Origin of the sequence: Peribacillus sp. NPDC097895 (assembly GCF_050277555.1) — a bacterium.
Classification (GTDB): Bacteria; Bacillota; Bacilli; order Bacillales; family DSM-1321; genus Peribacillus.
On record NZ_JBNNSH010000001.1, the window covers coordinates 179684 to 195232 of the forward strand.

The 15549-nt window shown below is 38.9% G+C and carries 16 protein-coding genes; 9 read left to right on the top strand and 7 right to left on the bottom strand.

All coding sequences use genetic code 11. The features are described from left to right. The first annotated feature begins 304 nt into the window (after nucleotides 1-304). Nucleotides 305-1201, top strand: coding sequence for a DUF4405 domain-containing protein (locus ACQKMH_RS00810; protein WP_427585644.1), 897 nt, complete (start codon nucleotides 305-307; stop codon nucleotides 1199-1201). A gap of 165 nt (nucleotides 1202-1366) precedes the next feature. Here the strand turns inward: ACQKMH_RS00810 and ACQKMH_RS00815 are convergent, their stop codons facing one another. Then, nucleotides 1367-1840 carry a hypothetical protein gene (locus ACQKMH_RS00815; protein ID WP_427585645.1) on the bottom strand — a complete coding sequence of 158 codons (474 nt, stop codon included), beginning with the start codon at nucleotides 1838-1840 and terminating at the stop codon, nucleotides 1367-1369. Between the two features lie 187 nt (nucleotides 1841-2027). Here ACQKMH_RS00815 and ACQKMH_RS00820 point away from each other — a divergent pair, with 187 nt between their 5' ends. The 3 genes from ACQKMH_RS00820 to ACQKMH_RS00830 are packed head-to-tail and all read left to right on the top strand — an operon-like array spanning nucleotide 2028 to nucleotide 3658. Beyond that, nucleotides 2028-2222 (top strand): hypothetical protein, encoded by a 195-nt coding sequence (locus ACQKMH_RS00820; RefSeq protein ID WP_427585646.1) that lies wholly within the window; start codon nucleotides 2028-2030, stop codon nucleotides 2220-2222. 24 nt (nucleotides 2223-2246) lie between these two features. Beyond that, complete coding sequence (locus ACQKMH_RS00825) at nucleotides 2247-3308, top strand: M4 family metallopeptidase (RefSeq protein WP_427585647.1); 1062 nt, start codon at nucleotides 2247-2249, stop codon at nucleotides 3306-3308. A 32-nt stretch (nucleotides 3309-3340) separates the two neighbouring features. Beyond that, nucleotides 3341-3658 (top strand): protealysin inhibitor emfourin, encoded by a 318-nt coding sequence (locus tag ACQKMH_RS00830; protein WP_427585648.1) that lies wholly within the window; start codon nucleotides 3341-3343, stop codon nucleotides 3656-3658. Between the two features lie 229 nt (nucleotides 3659-3887). On the opposite strand, the gene ACQKMH_RS00835 is transcribed toward ACQKMH_RS00830, so the two are convergent. The 4 genes from ACQKMH_RS00835 to ACQKMH_RS00850 all read right to left on the bottom strand — a co-directional run bounded on the left by ACQKMH_RS00835 (nucleotide 3888) and on the right by ACQKMH_RS00850 (nucleotide 8309). After that, nucleotides 3888-5327: a GntP family permease gene (locus ACQKMH_RS00835; protein ID WP_427585649.1), complete on the bottom strand. Its 1440-nt coding sequence runs from the start codon at nucleotides 5325-5327 to the stop codon at nucleotides 3888-3890. 222 nt (nucleotides 5328-5549) lie between these two features. Further along, nucleotides 5550-6578 carry a 4-hydroxy-2-oxovalerate aldolase gene (gene dmpG, locus ACQKMH_RS00840; protein WP_427585650.1) on the bottom strand — a complete coding sequence of 343 codons (1029 nt, stop codon included), beginning with the start codon at nucleotides 6576-6578 and terminating at the stop codon, nucleotides 5550-5552. A gap of 25 nt (nucleotides 6579-6603) precedes the next feature. Further along, a complete protein-coding gene (locus tag ACQKMH_RS00845; RefSeq protein ID WP_427585651.1) occupies nucleotides 6604-7488 on the bottom strand; it encodes an acetaldehyde dehydrogenase (acetylating) in 885 nt (294 codons plus the stop codon). Nucleotides 7489-7535: 47 nt separating this feature from the next. Beyond that, nucleotides 7536-8309 carry an IclR family transcriptional regulator gene (locus tag ACQKMH_RS00850; protein ID WP_427585652.1) on the bottom strand — a complete coding sequence of 258 codons (774 nt, stop codon included), beginning with the start codon at nucleotides 8307-8309 and terminating at the stop codon, nucleotides 7536-7538. 313 nt (nucleotides 8310-8622) lie between these two features. Between ACQKMH_RS00850 and ACQKMH_RS00855 the strand changes: the two genes are divergently transcribed. From ACQKMH_RS00855 to ACQKMH_RS00865, 3 genes are all read left to right on the top strand, one after another. Beyond that, complete coding sequence (locus ACQKMH_RS00855) at nucleotides 8623-9501, top strand: phosphatidylinositol-specific phospholipase C/glycerophosphodiester phosphodiesterase family protein (RefSeq protein WP_427585653.1); 879 nt, start codon at nucleotides 8623-8625, stop codon at nucleotides 9499-9501. Between the two features lie 833 nt (nucleotides 9502-10334). Continuing rightward, entirely contained in the window at nucleotides 10335-10895 is a 561-nt protein-coding gene (locus ACQKMH_RS00860; protein ID WP_427585654.1) for a competence protein ComK, read from the top strand. Nucleotides 10896-11065: 170 nt separating this feature from the next. After that, the gene (locus ACQKMH_RS00865) at nucleotides 11066-11335 is read left to right on the top strand and encodes an excalibur calcium-binding domain-containing protein (protein WP_230137119.1); all 270 of its coding nucleotides are present in this window, start codon (nucleotides 11066-11068) and stop codon (nucleotides 11333-11335) included. 319 nt (nucleotides 11336-11654) lie between these two features. Here ACQKMH_RS00865 and ACQKMH_RS00870 read toward each other — a convergent pair whose 3' ends face one another. Next, complete coding sequence (locus ACQKMH_RS00870) at nucleotides 11655-12029, bottom strand: hypothetical protein (protein WP_427585655.1); 375 nt, start codon at nucleotides 12027-12029, stop codon at nucleotides 11655-11657. Between the two features lie 385 nt (nucleotides 12030-12414). Here ACQKMH_RS00870 and ACQKMH_RS00875 point away from each other — a divergent pair, with 385 nt between their 5' ends. Beyond that, nucleotides 12415-13728: an Nramp family divalent metal transporter gene (locus tag ACQKMH_RS00875; RefSeq protein ID WP_427585656.1), complete on the top strand. Its 1314-nt coding sequence runs from the start codon at nucleotides 12415-12417 to the stop codon at nucleotides 13726-13728. A 101-nt stretch (nucleotides 13729-13829) separates the two neighbouring features. After that, nucleotides 13830-14807, top strand: a complete 978-nt coding sequence (locus ACQKMH_RS00880; RefSeq protein WP_427587469.1) for a 2-hydroxyacid dehydrogenase — start codon at nucleotides 13830-13832, stop codon at nucleotides 14805-14807. Between the two features lie 282 nt (nucleotides 14808-15089). On the opposite strand, the gene ACQKMH_RS00885 is transcribed toward ACQKMH_RS00880, so the two are convergent. Continuing rightward, nucleotides 15090-15347: a zinc ribbon domain-containing protein gene (locus ACQKMH_RS00885; protein ID WP_427585657.1), complete on the bottom strand. Its 258-nt coding sequence runs from the start codon at nucleotides 15345-15347 to the stop codon at nucleotides 15090-15092. Nucleotides 15348-15549 lie beyond the last annotated feature (202 nt).

Sequence of the window (15549 nt, forward strand, 5' to 3'; positions counted from 1 at the left end):
AGGAGTTGAGGCTTTTTAATTTTGTTAAACTTTTTGAACAAAATGGCATTCATTCCTGCTTCCTTTGGAACGAACGCACTTGCCAGTTCAGGAGCCTGTTTAAAGAATCGCGCCGGTTGTTAGTAGTTACTGTCTTCCAAGATAAAAATCCTCCCATTAATTATTCAACTTAAAAATCATTTCACCATGGCTTTAGGTACCCCTTAATAAAAAGTTAAGAAATTCTCTTCATAATAAGTTTCACCACGGGTAGCCCCCTAACACATAAGATAGCTTGGAGAAACAACATAGGAGGACAAAAAATATGAAAAAGATGATGTATGTTAAGCTTGGATTAGATATTCTAATGGCCGTTACGTTCGTATTATTTTTTAATAAACAAGTATTAGGGGGATTAACGTTTCACGAAATTGCCGGGTTAGCTATTGCCGTATTTTTTTTCACCCATGTGTTGCTCAATTGGCAATGGGTAAAAAAAGTTACTATTAAAATATTTGACCGTAGGCTGCCTCTTGCAACAAAATTTGGTTACTTTTTAAATGTAATGTTGTTAATGACAATGACCTTTATTATGATCAGTGGTATTTTTATTTCAAGAGTTGTATTCCCGAATATCAACGTTGGAAATGAACAATGGTTTAAAATTTCTCATATATCGATTTCGTTTTTAGCACTTATTTTAGTTGCAGCTCATGTTGGATTACATTGGAAATGGGTAATAAATGTTTTTAAAAATATAATTAGCTTCAAAACTCCGAAACCAAGCATAGGGATTTTAGCAAGAGTGGCAACAGTTGCCTTATTAGTGTTTGGAGGCTATCAAATGTACTCAACACATTTCATCAGGCAGGTGCAAGGAGTTGTGAGCGTGTTTAATCTTTCTTCTTCACAAATGCCAGAAGGCGGCTTTAAAGGGGGAGAAAAACCGAACTTTCAAGCTGGAGGCTTCGAAGGGGGAGAAAGACAAAACCTTCCGGAAGGCGGCTTGGAAGAGGGTGATGGCTCATTTGAAAAAGCAAACCTTTCAGAAGGTGGATTCAGAGGGGAAAAGGGTCACTTCGAGAGTTCGAACGCTTTAGGCGTTATCGTTACGTATTTTGGCATCATGTCTGTATTTATCATTATCATTTATTATATTGAAAAATTAATAATGAGCCATACACGTAAAAGAAAAAAACGAACTTTAGTGAAGGCGATTTAACGAGTGTGTAAATGTAATTTAGACTTCAGATGAGCACTCTACATAGCATAGAACAAACAAAATCAGTGACGATACTAAAAGAAGTCCCAAGTGAAGTAAACTACTTGGGACTTTTATTAGTTAATAGAAGGCGATCTGCTCTACAGCTTACGCAAGCGAACACCCTCAAAAATTTTGATTCCGCTGTTGATGAAGGATAGTTGATGTTAAAAAAGCTCCAACAGGAGGCAATTGCTGGGTATAGGAATTACCACTAATAGGATATTCATTTAGACTTATATCTGTCGTGGCAATCCACGTTCCATACTCACCTGCTTGTAGTGAGGGAGGCTTCATAAGTATGCGTCCCTGCAAAATAAAATGCCGGATTCTAATCTGGGGATCATCAAATATCGTTAAGTTTCCAGAGAAAGAGGCAAAAGGTGAATCAAATGTGATTTGTTTGGTGTTTTCATTCCAAAATCCATTAATCGGAATAGGTGAACCGCGAAAATTAACCGTACCAATTACACTGTTATTTGTAATAGATTGAATGACAAGTGTGCCAAAAATAATCGATCTGCCAGCTATAGAAGCATGGATGCCCCATACTGATGGGAATGGAAAACTAACTGAACTAGTACCTTGTGCAGTTACCAATGCTATGCCCTCCCTTAAAGAATAGGTTCTGAGGATAAAAGGATGAGATATGTTTTAGCTCCCTTGTTTTAATGAATATTTCAGTATATGCAGCACGAGCAGAATAAACCCATACACAAAGGTGAAGTTTTACATGACAAATCCTCATCCCTATATTTGTAGTACCAACAAAAGAGGGGTAAGCGGGATGGACTGGAATGGAATGAAGGGAAATGAGGTAAGTGCGGCGAAAGTATACTATAGAACTGAAAGATATATGGAGAGCAGCGATATAAAATGTTGCGGAACAGATAATTTGCCAATTGCCATGAATTACGTTGAAGACTGGACGCCGTTAAGAGGAGCTGCACCCTTGAATAACGAAGCACACCAATGGTTTTAAAAAAATCATGAAGGAGTGGCAAATATGCACAAAAAAGATTGTTCAAAAAAGATGTGCCAGTGTTTCATTGTCCCTAACTATATCTTAGAGAATTTGGCACAAAATGAAATAGAAGCAGCACGGATCAGTTTAGCGAAAAGCAGTCAAATGCGCAGGCGCAGAATTTTGAAAGAATTTGATATTGACGGTGTTGTCGCTTTAACTGATGCAGGACCAGGACGTCATGGTGAATCTGCCCGCCATGTTTATGATTGCAAGGGAAAAACCAAACTTCGCCAGAATGAGGTTAGAAAAGAAGGGGATCGATCAAGTGCAGACCCTGTGGTCAACACTGCATATGATTATAGTGGGGTTGTGCGTGACTATTTCAAGGATGTCCTGCACCGTAATTCCATTGATAACCAAGGCCTTGATCTCATCCTGAACGTCCATTATGGCGATAAATTCACAAATGCCTATTGGGACGGAGATGAAATGGTATTTGGTGACGGCGATGGGGTTATTTTCAGCAATTTTGCCAATTCACTCGATGTCATTGGGCACGAACTTACGCATGGTGTAACGCAGTTCACAAGCGGATTGGAATATGACGGTCAGTCTGGGGCTTTGAATGAGCATCTTTCAGATGTGTTTGGAATCGCGATCAAACAATTTCATTTAAAGCAAACAGCAGGAGATGCCGATTGGCTAATCGGTGCTGATATAATGGGACCAACACTAAAAGGACAAGCTCTCCGTTCCATGAAGGCACCTGGTACGGCATTTGACAATAAATTGATGGGGAAAGATATACAGCCTGATCATATGAGAAACTTCTATAAAGGGGATCGAGATAATCATGGTGTCCATATCAATAGCGGCATACCAAACAAGGCGTTTTATCTTGTATCGATGGAGATCGGAACCGACAAAGCAGCGTTGATTTGGTTCAATGCGATGCAGAATTTATTTGCCACGGCAAATTTCAATCAATTCGTCCAAATTGTCAGCAAGTCCGCACAAAAACTCGTCGATAGTGGAGAAGTTCCTGAAACTGCTATAAAAACAATTGAAAATGCGTTTAAAGCGGTTGGACTGCCTGAGTAGTTATCTTTTATGAATAGGAGGCTTCATCTAACATGCATATCCAATTTAGCTGCATAGGGGGAATGGCCAACCTCGATTTGAATGTTGTGATAAACACAGACGAATTACCGAAGGAAAAGTATGAGGAATTACAAAATTTGGTGAAGGTAGCTAATCTTTCTCATGCTGAACCAAGTAAAATGGCTGGAGCTAAAGCGCACGGAGCGGACTCTTTTTCATACAAGCTGGATATAGCAGATGAAAAGAAGGAACAGTCCTTCTTATTTACCGACACGACAGCTCCACATGAAGTACGGCCCTTATTGGATTATTTACGTAACTTGGCCATTGAAATAAAAATGGCAGAATAATAATAAAGTAAGAACCTTAATCACATCAAATAGGCAGCTGTAAAATAAACCAGTGCGTGTCCCTTTTTGATCGAGATGCACTGGTTCATTTTTTCTATTAATAATTGACACATACCTTTTTGAAGCAAATTAATAAGAAATTTTTGTAATCCATCAACCCTACTAAAAAAACAAGTAGACTTGTCTGAATATGAGACGTTGTCTACTTGCAGCACTACCTATACTATTGTTAAACGATTCCAGTTAGCATATAGACCCCAATTACAAGGAATGCTGTGATGGTTTTTATGATTGTTATAGCAAAAATATCTCGATAAGATTGGCGGTGTGTCAATCCTGTTACCGCTAGTAAAGTAATAACAGCTCCGTTATGAGGTAAAGTATCCATCCCCCCGGAAGCTAATGCGATGACACGGTGCATAACCTCCAGTGGAATACCAAACTGATTGGCGAGTTCAATATACTTGTCTGCCATAATTCCTAATGTAATCGACATCCCAGCTGTTGCGGAACCGGAAATCCCAGCTAAAATATTCGTTGTCACAGCCCCATTTATCAAGGGATGGGTAAAGGCTTGAGAAAGACCATCTCGAACTAAAGCAAACCCTGGAAGAGATGCGATGACAGCACCAAATCCAAACTCAGAAGCAGAGTTCATCGATGCTAATAAAGCGCCGCCGATACTAACAGACAGTCCTGCTTTTGCACCGGTCAAGACTCCTTTGTAGTTAAAAGCGATCGTAGCGAGTATCCCCATCACTAATGCCATTTCAACTGACCATATTCCCACAACTTGAGATGTTTCAATTTTTGCGTATCCATCCATCCCAACAGCAGTAAAATCAAATCCATTAGGATACCATTTTGGAATATAGATAGTAAATACCTTGTTCATGACACCAACGAGAGTAATCGGAATAAAAGCAATAATTTGACGGGCAACGGAAAACTCAGCCTCTAATGAGACGACTGGCAATTTCTCTGCTTCAGCCGCAGCGGCCATTTCTGTTTTTGCATCTCCTGCAAAACCATAATATCCTTCCTTCATTTTTTCTGCTTTACGACGACGAGAATCTAAATAACACATACCAAGAATAAAAACGATACAAGCCGCTATGAAACCTAGTGTTGGTGCAGCGTAAATATCTGTTTTAAAAAAGGTAGTGGGAATAACGTTTTGAACCTGCGGAGAACCAGGTAAAGCATCCATTGTAAATGTAAACGCTCCTAAAGCAATGGTACCAGGAATAAGCCGTTTCGGAATATTGGATTCACGGAATAAATTAGCCGCAAATGGATATACAGCAAAGGCTACCACAACTAAACTGACGCCACTGTAAGTCAAGATCGCACAAAGCAATACAATGGCTAACATGGATCGTTTAGGACCAACTACTTTAATGATTGTTTCGGCAATTGACTTTGCTAATCCTGACATTTCAACTACTTTCCCAAAGATGGCACCTAATAGGAAGATAGGAAAGTACAATTTAATATAATCTACCATCTTCGCCATAAAAACATTGGAGTAGAATGGAAGTACATGACCTGGGTCGGTTAAAAGGACGGCCAATAACGCACAAAGTGGAGCAAAAAGAATCACCGAAAACCCGCGATAGGCTACAAACATTAGTAATCCAAGCGATAGAAGAATAATAATTAGTTCCATAAAAAACCCCCGTTTCAGAATATGGCTTAAATTCAGATAGCAAAGCGCTTACAAAAATGATTTTCCAAGATACCTAAATAGGTATCCATGGATATAATGAAGGAAGATTCACTTTTTTAAGATAAGAGAAATCTTTTTCCAGATTAAGTTCGTAATCAATAGGCGTGAGCTAGCATCAATTATGTCTTCTATATTAATTAATGCACTAAGAATAGTACGATCTTAACGCGAAACAACGCCATGCTTTTCTTTTGCAATTTCTGCAGCCACATCCACGATCATATCCTCTTGGCCACCGACCACTTTACGCTTACCTAATTCAATTAAAATATCACGAGAATCAATATTGAATTTTTCTGCTGCGCGTTTTGCATGAAGAGCAAAGCTTGAGTATACACCAGCGTAACCAAGTGTTAGGCTGTCTCTTGTAATTTCTTGCGGAGTTTGCAGAATCGGTGCAATAATGTCTTCTGCTAAATCCATCATTTTGTATAAATCGACTCCTGTTTGAATTCCCATCCGTTCAAGAACGGCAACAAGTACCTCCGTTTGCGTATTTCCTGCACCAGCACCTAAGCACCGAACACTGCCATCAATACGAGTAGCTCCTTCTTCAATAGCCACTAACGAGTTTGCCATAGCTAGGGACAAATTGTTATGACCGTGGAAACCGATATTTATGTCTACAATCTGTTTTAGGACATGAATTCGTTCACGAACTTGGTTTGGAAGTAGTGCTCCGGCTGAATCGACCACATATACAGTATCAGCTCCATAGCTTTCCATTAACTTTGCCTGTTCAGCTAACTTTTCAACTGGGGCCATATGAGACATCATCAAAAATCCAACTGTTTCCATTCCTAGTTCCTTTGCCGCAGCAATATGTTGAAGAGCCACATCTGCCTCTGTAACATGTGTAGCGATACGAGCCATTTTTGCTCCCAATCTTGCAGCTTCCTTTAACTCTTTTACAGTACCAATGCCTGGGATTTGTAGAACAGCAATTTTAGATTTATCAGCTACAGAAACTGCCGCTTCGATTAATTCCATTTCATTCGTTCGTGATAGACCAAATTGTAAGGATGATCCAGCTAAACCATCGCCGTGAGATACTTCGATATAAGGAACGTTTGCATCATTCAAAGATTTTGCAACTTTAAGTACTTGATCTACAGTATATTGATGAGCGATCGCATGACTTCCATCCCGCAATGCTACCTCAGTGATATAGATATCTCTTTTATTCGTCATTGTGTTATAGGCCCCTTTCCACAGCTCAAACTGGTGCTTTCATTAATTGGTTTTTTGCAAACTCTTCTGCCACCCTAACGCCCGCCGCTGTCATAATATCAAGATTTCCTGAATACTTTGGCAGGTAATCCCCAGCACCCTCAACTTCAAGGAAGATGGTCACTTTATTCCCCTCGAAAATAGGTTCACTGCGGAGTCGATAACCAGGAACATAAGATTGAACAACTTTAGCCATTTCATCAATTGATTGCTTGATAGTTTCCTCGTCCAATGTCCCTTCTTCTACAAGAGTATAAACAGTATCACGCATGAGAATTGGAGGTTCAGCAGGGTTTAAGATCATAATGGCTTTTCCTTTTTTAGCACCGCCAACCTCAGCAATTGCACGTGAAGTGGTTTCAGTAAATTCATCGATATTCGCCCGAGTTCCAGGTCCTGCACTTCGACTGGAGATCGTGGCAACAATTTCAGCATATTCTACTGGACTAATTCGGTTTACGGCATGGACCATTGGGATTGTCGCCTGACCTCCGCATGTAATCAAATTGATATTATCTGCCTCTATATTTGATCCGAGGTTTACGGCTGGAACCACTAATGTTCCTACAGCAGCAGGTGTCATATCAATTACTTTTTTTCCTGCTTCCTTTAATACTCTCGCATTATGGATATGGGCTTTTGCAGATGTTGCATCGAAGATAATGTCTGCCAATTCTGGTCTTTCCAAAAACCCATCTATGCCAGTATCAATGGCCACATAACCTAATTCTCTCGCGCGATGTAATCCATCAGATTTTGGATCGATCCCTATAACAGTAGTCAACTCTAACACTTCAGAGCGTCCCAGTTTTATCATAAGATCAGTACCAATATTTCCTGAGCCAAGTACAGCAACTTTTACTTTTGACAAAATAAATCCCTCCTAATTATGAAAACATTCATCATACTATGTTCATATCATTGCGAATTATCTTTATAACCCAGACATTTTGAAATCTCAGAGGCAGCATTTTTTATTCCTGCGATTACTTCTGGAAGCCTATCTTGGCTAAGCCTCATTTTAGGTGATGCACAACTGATTGAAGCGATGACAGTTCCTTTGTTATCAAAAATGGGAGCCGCGACACATTTAAGCCCTAGCTCGATCTCTTCATCATCAATCGAATAGCCTTTCTCCCGTATTAATCCTAAATGGTTCTTAATTTCCTTTGTGTCAGTCATCGTATGTTCTGTAAACGGTTCCAAATCAGACGAAGATAAAATTCTGTCAATCTCTTTTTCATCCTGGTAGGCAAGAATAGCTTTACCTACACCTGTGCAATGAATCGGAGCTCTCTTCCCAATATGTGAATAGATTCTGAGAGCACTCGGTCCTTCTACCTTTTCAACGTAGATGAGTTCATCCCGCTGACGTACTACCAGGTGAACCGTTTCCTTCAGTTCCTCTACTAAACTCTTAATGATTGGTTGAGCAATTTTTCCAATATCAAGATGTTCGCCAATGTAATTACCAAGTTCAAAAAGCTTCATTCCCAACTTATACTTTAAATCATCTGGATTTTGTTGAAGATACCCTCTGTGCACTAAGGTTTTGATCAGCCCGTGAACCGTACTTTTGGATAAATTAAGTTGTTGACTAATATCTTTGATACTTAATTCTGGACCAGAGGCCAAAAACAATTCAAGGATATCAGCAGTTCTTTCAACTGATTGGATAAGACGTTCAGTCACGATTATCTTCCTCCGTTCGACATTATCGAATGCCGTTCGTAAATTTATTTATATATAGATAGTAAACTATCATTTTCCATCTCGTCAATATATTTTTATTTTTCTGAAAAAAAGAGCTGGTTTTAAAAAACATATATAAATTGAGAGTAACTTTTACTCTTCCTCAACAAAAAAGGATAGACAGCCATCCTATTTTTGTTTGTTTTTGTTGTAAACAATTTTTCAGATTCCGTTAAGGTTCTGTAAATACCATTGTTTTATTAAAAGAAAAAGCTACGATAGAAGTGAATTGATAAAGAGGAGGAAACTGAAAATGAATAAATGGTGGCTAACGATGTCTTTAGCTGTTGCTGTTGTTATGCCCTTTTCAGCAACAAATGCTTCCGCTGAACAGGTTAAGAAGGAACCGAAAGTGATAGTGCCACTTGTAAAAGCGCACGCACACAATGATTATGAGCATGCACGTCCTCTCTATGATGCACTGGATCATGGGTTCACAAGTGTAGAAGCGGACGTCTGGCTAAAAGACGGTGAATTACTGGTAGCCCATGATGAAATCAATGTTAAACCAGAGCGGACACTTAAGTCCCTTTATTTGGATCCATTAAAAGAAAAAGTGAAGCAAAACAAAGGCTCTGTTTACAAAAATCGTCACCAGGATTTCTTACTTTGGATCGATATTAAATCCGAGGACAAAGCTACATATGAAGAAATTGATAAACAACTGGAAGAATACAAGAAAATGGTTACAAAATTCTCAAAGTCAAAGGTAAACCAAGGTGCTGTGACTGTCATTATTTCTGGAAACCGTCCGCGTGAGCTAATGGAAAACCAGAAGGTGCGTTATGCCACATTTGATGGCCGAATGAGTGATCTGGAATCAGATGCACCTAATGAATTCATGCCTGTAATCAGCGACAACTGGACAAAGTATTTTTCATGGAATGGTGAAGGTAAGATGCCTCAAGCTGAACAAGAAAAGCTGGATCACATTGTCAAAACGGCTCATGCCAACGGTCAGATGGTTCGATTCTGGGCAACTCCAGACGAGGCGCTACCAAACCGTGAAGCTGTATGGGATGAGATGCTAAAAGCAGGAGTAGATCTTGTAAACACAGATGACCTTCCAGCCTTACAGCAATACCTGCTAGAAAATGATCCACACCCTACGAAACCACATATTAACTGGTAGACTATCATACTCTTTATCAATTAACCAGAGGATCCGCAGCGGGTTATCTGGTTTATTTTTGATGCCACCTAAGCCATATTTCTTAGACATATATCAGGAAGATGGAATGAGATTCATAGAACCGAAAAAAGATAATAGAAACCAATAAAAAAGTCTATCAAAAATAGGCTTTTTTGCGTTCACCGAAATGTCATTTCTACTCACTTTTCATATTGGTTTTGCTTATTATTTCTAAAAATGGACACAAATTAACAACTATATGTGGAAACTGACTAACAGTTTCATAGGAAATCAATCACTATCGCTTAATGAAGACGGTTCTTAAAGAGTAAGTCAATTATGCTAGTCATTTAGTTAAAAAGGGGGAGGTTTTACAAAAAATGCGGAAAATAGGATAATAGTCGCATAGGTGAAGTGAGATGCATATTAAGACAAGAAAGTTACAAATTCAGGGAAGAGTATCACCCACTTCATGAGAAAATATTAATCTTGTAAGCCCAATTCTTAAACGGCTTATCAACTCCACTAACATCATGAATTCCCCCTCCGAAAAGCAATCAATCCACTTAAAAAACAGCTGTTCCTGGAAATAAGATGAGGCCTCATTTTCACATATCTTCGACCGATAAAGGGAGTCGACTATTATTTCATGTAACCAATGACAAAAAACAATAGGCTAGTAAGATGGCTTTGCACTTATAGGAGGTGAGAAAAATGTGAACGAAAAATAGAAAAATCCATAGGGAGAAAGTCACCTAAGGGCTGGAAGCGGGCGTATACCTGACTGTATGTTCAGTCCTATTAATTAAATAGAAAATGGGGGAGTGAATGGAATGATCATACGAAAAAACTATTTAATGAATATGGAAACCGTGGCAATGATGGAGCGTTACGATTCAAATGGTGTAGAGATGACGATGGTGGTGGAAGGAGAAAACACATTTCTTGTTGCACAACCGCGCCAAGAAATCCTCAATCATACGCTAAATTATTTTGGATTGGATCTTGATGGCGGGCTTGCAGGGGCCAAATCGGTGCTTGGCGGAAAATACAGGCTGCCAGTTTGCCTAAACGCCCAGCTTGGAATGGTCTGGTTCTCCTCACGTTCATTCCGAAAAAGCGGAGGGGTCTGGTTTTCCTACATCCACATCAGTGACCTTGAGGAAATGAACGAAAAAGAAACCCTGGTCCACACAAACTATGGACATTGCCTTCCTGTGTCCTTAAGCAAAAATCAGCTCGCCTTCAAAAGGGACCAAGCATCCTATCTGCACACCACCTTCCATGAACGCTCTTTAGGCAAAAAAACCTTTTATTACGAACCGGGAAGCGGAATCACTTTTTGCAAAGAACCTGGTGAGGTTCATTACAGGGTGAAAGGAAGGGGAGATTAAAAACAGAGAGAGGAAGACCGCCGAATTGGTGGTCTTTTCTTAGGCGTAGATCAAGTGAGAGCAGGTTTTATTTAAGAAAACTCTAAATATGGAAATATAGTTATTGTAAAAAGTGGAATGATATATTATGATTAGTAAAAAGTTAATTTTTAGGAAAGGGAGTACATATTTTGAAACGAATATTTGCTATTTTACTATCTTTTGGACTAGTTTTGGGTCTCTCGTTTGGCGCGAATGATGTTGCCGGTGCCAAAACAAAGGTGAAGACGTATAAAAACTGTACAGCATTGAATAAAGACTATAAAGGAGGCGTAGCTCGTACATCTTCCGTTAAAAATAAAGGAGGAAAAACGAAATACAAACCTCACGTTTCAAAGGCGCTATATGATGCCAATAAAAAAAGCGATCGTGACAAAGACTTGATCGCTTGTGAAAAATAAGGAAATTCTAAGAGACCTTTAAAAAGAGGTCTCTTTTTATTAAGATTGCTGCTTTACAAAATGGTAAGCACTCAGGCAGTTTAGGATGGATGGAGGTCCATTACAGGGTGAAAGGGAAGGAATAATTAAATCAATAAGAGGAAGACCGCCGAATTGGCGGTCTTTTGTATTTCCAACATATCATTGATCGTTTTTGCTGCCTTCTAGTTTAGTTTTAATGAAATCGATCCATGTTCTAGTTGCTATACAGGTCTTTAGCTTTTTTCTCGCGGTTTATCTTCCACTAACCCAATTTAATTCAATAAGACAGACATCTTTTTTATCTTTCAAACCGTCCAGTATGTGTATTTTCTCGATTTATAAGTCCATCACCAAGATTGATTCTGCTCATAAGTCTCTCATGGTCCGAAGGAAAACGTTCTTTAATATTTGCAACTCCCTCTATTGTTAGGATATTACCATTAGGCCCAGGGCGTTCTTCTCTTTGAAATCCGGGGTTCAAACTATCATCAATCATTACAGGTCTGTCGATTGTATCGTTGTCATCATTATTATTAGTGGAGTCTCTATCAAGGTTTCCGGCATTATTAAATGGATCATTGTTATTATCTTGTGGCATGTATTTCACTCCTTCGCTTATATTATCCGCCGATGGCATTAATCTATTCGCACGCTGTACTAATCCCTTATCCATATAGTAACGAATCCTGTCTTTTCTAATCCGCACAAACTCCAATTCTCTTGAATTGTCATCAAGTACGAAGGGTAAAAAGGTTTTTTTACGAAAGGATATTAAAAATACGTATAAAAAATATTATTGACTTACATTTTAATTTGTCTTACAATTTCAATGTAAATATTCGAAAGATTCAATCAAATGGGAGGAGAGCTTTTTTAAGAGCCGATTCACTTCAACATGAAGCATGACAACATACTGCAGCACAAACTTTATGTGGATACAGGAATTCTATTGTCAGAAAGTTTCTTAATAAATTTCAATATCGGTAGTCTAGAGCTATCAAAGTATTTTGCTCGAGAAATGAAAGCGAATACATACACTTTGGAATGGAGTGAATAACTTGAAAAATCAATCAAATCTTGCTGAATCTACTGTGATTGTTTCTGAGGTCGAAAGTAAGAAACCAAATTTCATCACAAAGTTTAAAACTGCCTATGGTCCAGGAATTCTTGCCGTGTTAACGTGGCTTGGAGCCGGGGATCTGGTGACTTCTTCTGTTGCCGGTGCAGATTATGGATATAGTTTAATGTGGATTTTAGCTCTGTCATTAATACTTCGTTTTCTTATCGTTAATATTATTGCCCGGTTCCAGCTTTGCAACTCAGAGGGGCTAACTATCCTTGAAGGATATGGACGTATCCACCCATTTTTCGGTTACTTCATGTTTGGTTATGCATTAATCATGGGTCATCTTTTTAATGCGTATATGATTAAGGGAGCGGGAGAGGTATTATCGACCCTATTTCATGTTAATCAGTCATTCATAGCTTCAATGGTAGTTGTGGCATTAGTATTTATGCTTATAGGCAGAAATATTTATACCAGAATTGAAAGTGTAATGAAATTGCTTTTGGCAGTATTGACAATTGTCTTCTTGTACCTGGCCATTCAAGCAACTCCGGATGTGGGAGAAATTATTAAAGGGACAGTTGGTTTTAGCATTCCAAGTGATACTGGCGTCCATGGAGCATTATTGGTGGCGATTTCAATTATCGGAGCAGTGGCAGGATCTATATCGAACTTTGTTCATCCATATTTCATGAGGGAAAAGGGTTGGACGAAACCGAGTCACGTAAAAGTTCAAAGAAATGATTTACTGTTTGCCATCGGTGTTTGCATTGTTATAAATTTGGCCATTTGGGTTGTTGGTGCAGAAATTTTAAAACCGAATGGAATTCATGTGGAAACGATTGATGACTTGGCAATGGCATTGCAAATGTCGTTAGGACAACTTGGCTGGTACATTTTTTATCTTGGTGTATTTGGCGTATTATTCGCAAGTATAGTAGGGAAGTCAACTGGTTTTCCAAGATTGATTGTAGATGCCTTTTACGTAATAAGTAAGGATCGGCGCGAAAAGTACAATGGTAAATATGAAAAAGATCCAATGTATAAATGGATTATGATTTTTGTATTAGTTACGCCGCTTATTTGGTCAATTCCCGGCATGCCTGGTTTCATTACATTGACGATTGGCGTAAGTGCATTAAACATAATCGGTTTTCCAATCATCGCAATTGGAATGCTAGTGCTATCAAATAAAAAAAGCTTGATGGGAGCATATAAAAATAATTGGTTCGAAAATATTGTTCTTACTTTAGCTTCAATATTAGCGGTTTGGTCCGCAGTTCAATTAGCTATTACCTTTGTCTGAAATAATGGTAGATTATAGGTAGAGGTTATTAAACAACAAATGGCTTCTGTCGCGATTTGATCCCGAGGGGGTCCTACTTTATTGGAAGTGAGGTATCAATGATGAAACCGAAAGTAATCGTCTATAAGAAAGTGGAGCCAGAAGTGTTGGAATATATTCAAAGGACTTGTGATGTCGTATATTTTGAAGGTCTTGACTCACTAAATTACTCTGAATTTCTTCAAGAGCTGAAGAGCGCACAAGGTATATTAGGTTCAGGATTAAAAGTGGATAAAAGTTTACTCGATCAGGCACCGCAATTAAAAATCGTCTGTAATGCCTCAGTTGGTTACGACAATTTTGATGTAACAGAGTTGTCAAATCGAGGAATTATGGCTACGAACACTCCTGAGGTATTAAATGAGACAGTCGCAGATACGATTATGGGCTTGATATTATCTACAGCGAGAAGAATGCCTGAGTTGGATCAATTGGTTAAGTCAGGGCAATGGACATCTACGATCGGAGAAAAATGGTTTGGGGTGGACGTCCATCATAAAGTATTAGGAATTATCGGTATGGGTGGAATAGGATCTGCCGTTACAAAAAGGGCTCGTTTTGGATTCGATATGAACATCTTATATCACAACAGATCTAGAAATGAGGAAGCAGAGCAAAAGTATGGGGCAACATACTGTTCAATGGAAGATCTGTTAAAGCAGTCTGACTTTGTCTGCTTAATGACACCTCTTACTCCCCAAACTGAAAATATGATGGGGGAAAAAGAATTCAAGCTCATGAAAGAGAGCGCCATTTTCATCAATTGCTCAAGAGGGAAAACAGTTGATGAAGATGCCTTGGTCCATGCGCTGGCAACCGGGGAAATATACGCGGCAGGACTGGATGTCTTCGTACAAGAGCCCGTCAACGAAGACAATCCATTGCTTTCCATGAAGAATGTCGTTACCTTGCCTCATATCGGTTCCGCAACATCTGAAACCCGCTTGAAAATGGCGATGCTGGCCGCAACCAACCTTGTCGCCGGATTACAGGGAGAAATTCCACCTACCTTGATCAAAACTGGCGTAAGGGTAAAGTGATTTGTTAGAAGGCATGAAAGAATAGTAGAATGAATGACGCTGGATAGCCTTATGTTGGGCTATCCATTTTTTAATAACGGATTATTAAGTATTTTACTCACCCTGCAAAACAAACAAGCCCTCTCTATAAAGGAGGGCTTCAGACTGTAGACAAACTCGGGTAAATTGATTTCCACTCCAGGCACTCGCTTTTCGCGGGGGTCTCCCTTGGACGTGCTATTTTCGCACACCCGTCCCAATCACTTTTGAATGAAAAAAGTTCATTCGTTTTCTAATGGTTGATTAATTCCATCGCTCTAACTTTGGGATTCCTCTAGTAAAGAGCTTAGCAATAAATTTAGGCATCTTCATATTTTCCATCATATGATTTTGAACAAATTTTTGCATTTCTATCGCAGTAATATCTTGAGTGAATTCACCATTTATATAACAATGACTACAATATTTAGTGCTTTTACTACCATCTTTTTCAGTTCCTCCACCTAATTCATCTTTAGAAAGCGGCATTCCACAACTCTGACATGTTTTATATTGTTTCATTATAAATTCCTCCTACAATTTCAATATGCCAAATCATGAACGGAAACGATTCGGTAAAAGCCGCCCCCGTATTTTTAGTGATGGCACTCTACTATTAAAGAACTTTTTTATATTTTAAACAACTTAATTATTTTTTAATTACCTTTATTATCGTGTACCCATATGAAAAGGTCCAATAATCCTTTGTCTCTCTTCAATTACT

Coding starts and splice junctions, on each gene's coding strand:
- ACQKMH_RS00880 (WP_427587469.1), top strand. CDS start 13,830: ATGAAACCGAAAGTAATCGTCTATAAGAAAGTGGAGCCAGAAGTGTTG.
- ACQKMH_RS00835 (WP_427585649.1), bottom strand. CDS start 5,327: ATGGAACTAATTATTATTCTTCTATCGCTTGGATTACTAATGTTTGTA.
- ACQKMH_RS00825 (WP_427585647.1), top strand. CDS start 2,247: ATGCACAAAAAAGATTGTTCAAAAAAGATGTGCCAGTGTTTCATTGTC.
- ACQKMH_RS00820 (WP_427585646.1), top strand. CDS start 2,028: ATGGACTGGAATGGAATGAAGGGAAATGAGGTAAGTGCGGCGAAAGTA.
- dmpG (WP_427585650.1), bottom strand. CDS start 6,578: ATGACGAATAAAAGAGATATCTATATCACTGAGGTAGCATTGCGGGAT.
- ACQKMH_RS00870 (WP_427585655.1), bottom strand. CDS start 12,029: ATGGATAAGGGATTAGTACAGCGTGCGAATAGATTAATGCCATCGGCG.
- ACQKMH_RS00810 (WP_427585644.1), top strand. CDS start 305: ATGAAAAAGATGATGTATGTTAAGCTTGGATTAGATATTCTAATGGCC.
- ACQKMH_RS00830 (WP_427585648.1), top strand. CDS start 3,341: ATGCATATCCAATTTAGCTGCATAGGGGGAATGGCCAACCTCGATTTG.
- ACQKMH_RS00885 (WP_427585657.1), bottom strand. CDS start 15,347: ATGAAACAATATAAAACATGTCAGAGTTGTGGAATGCCGCTTTCTAAA.
- ACQKMH_RS00860 (WP_427585654.1), top strand. CDS start 10,335: ATGATCATACGAAAAAACTATTTAATGAATATGGAAACCGTGGCAATG.
- ACQKMH_RS00855 (WP_427585653.1), top strand. CDS start 8,623: ATGAATAAATGGTGGCTAACGATGTCTTTAGCTGTTGCTGTTGTTATG.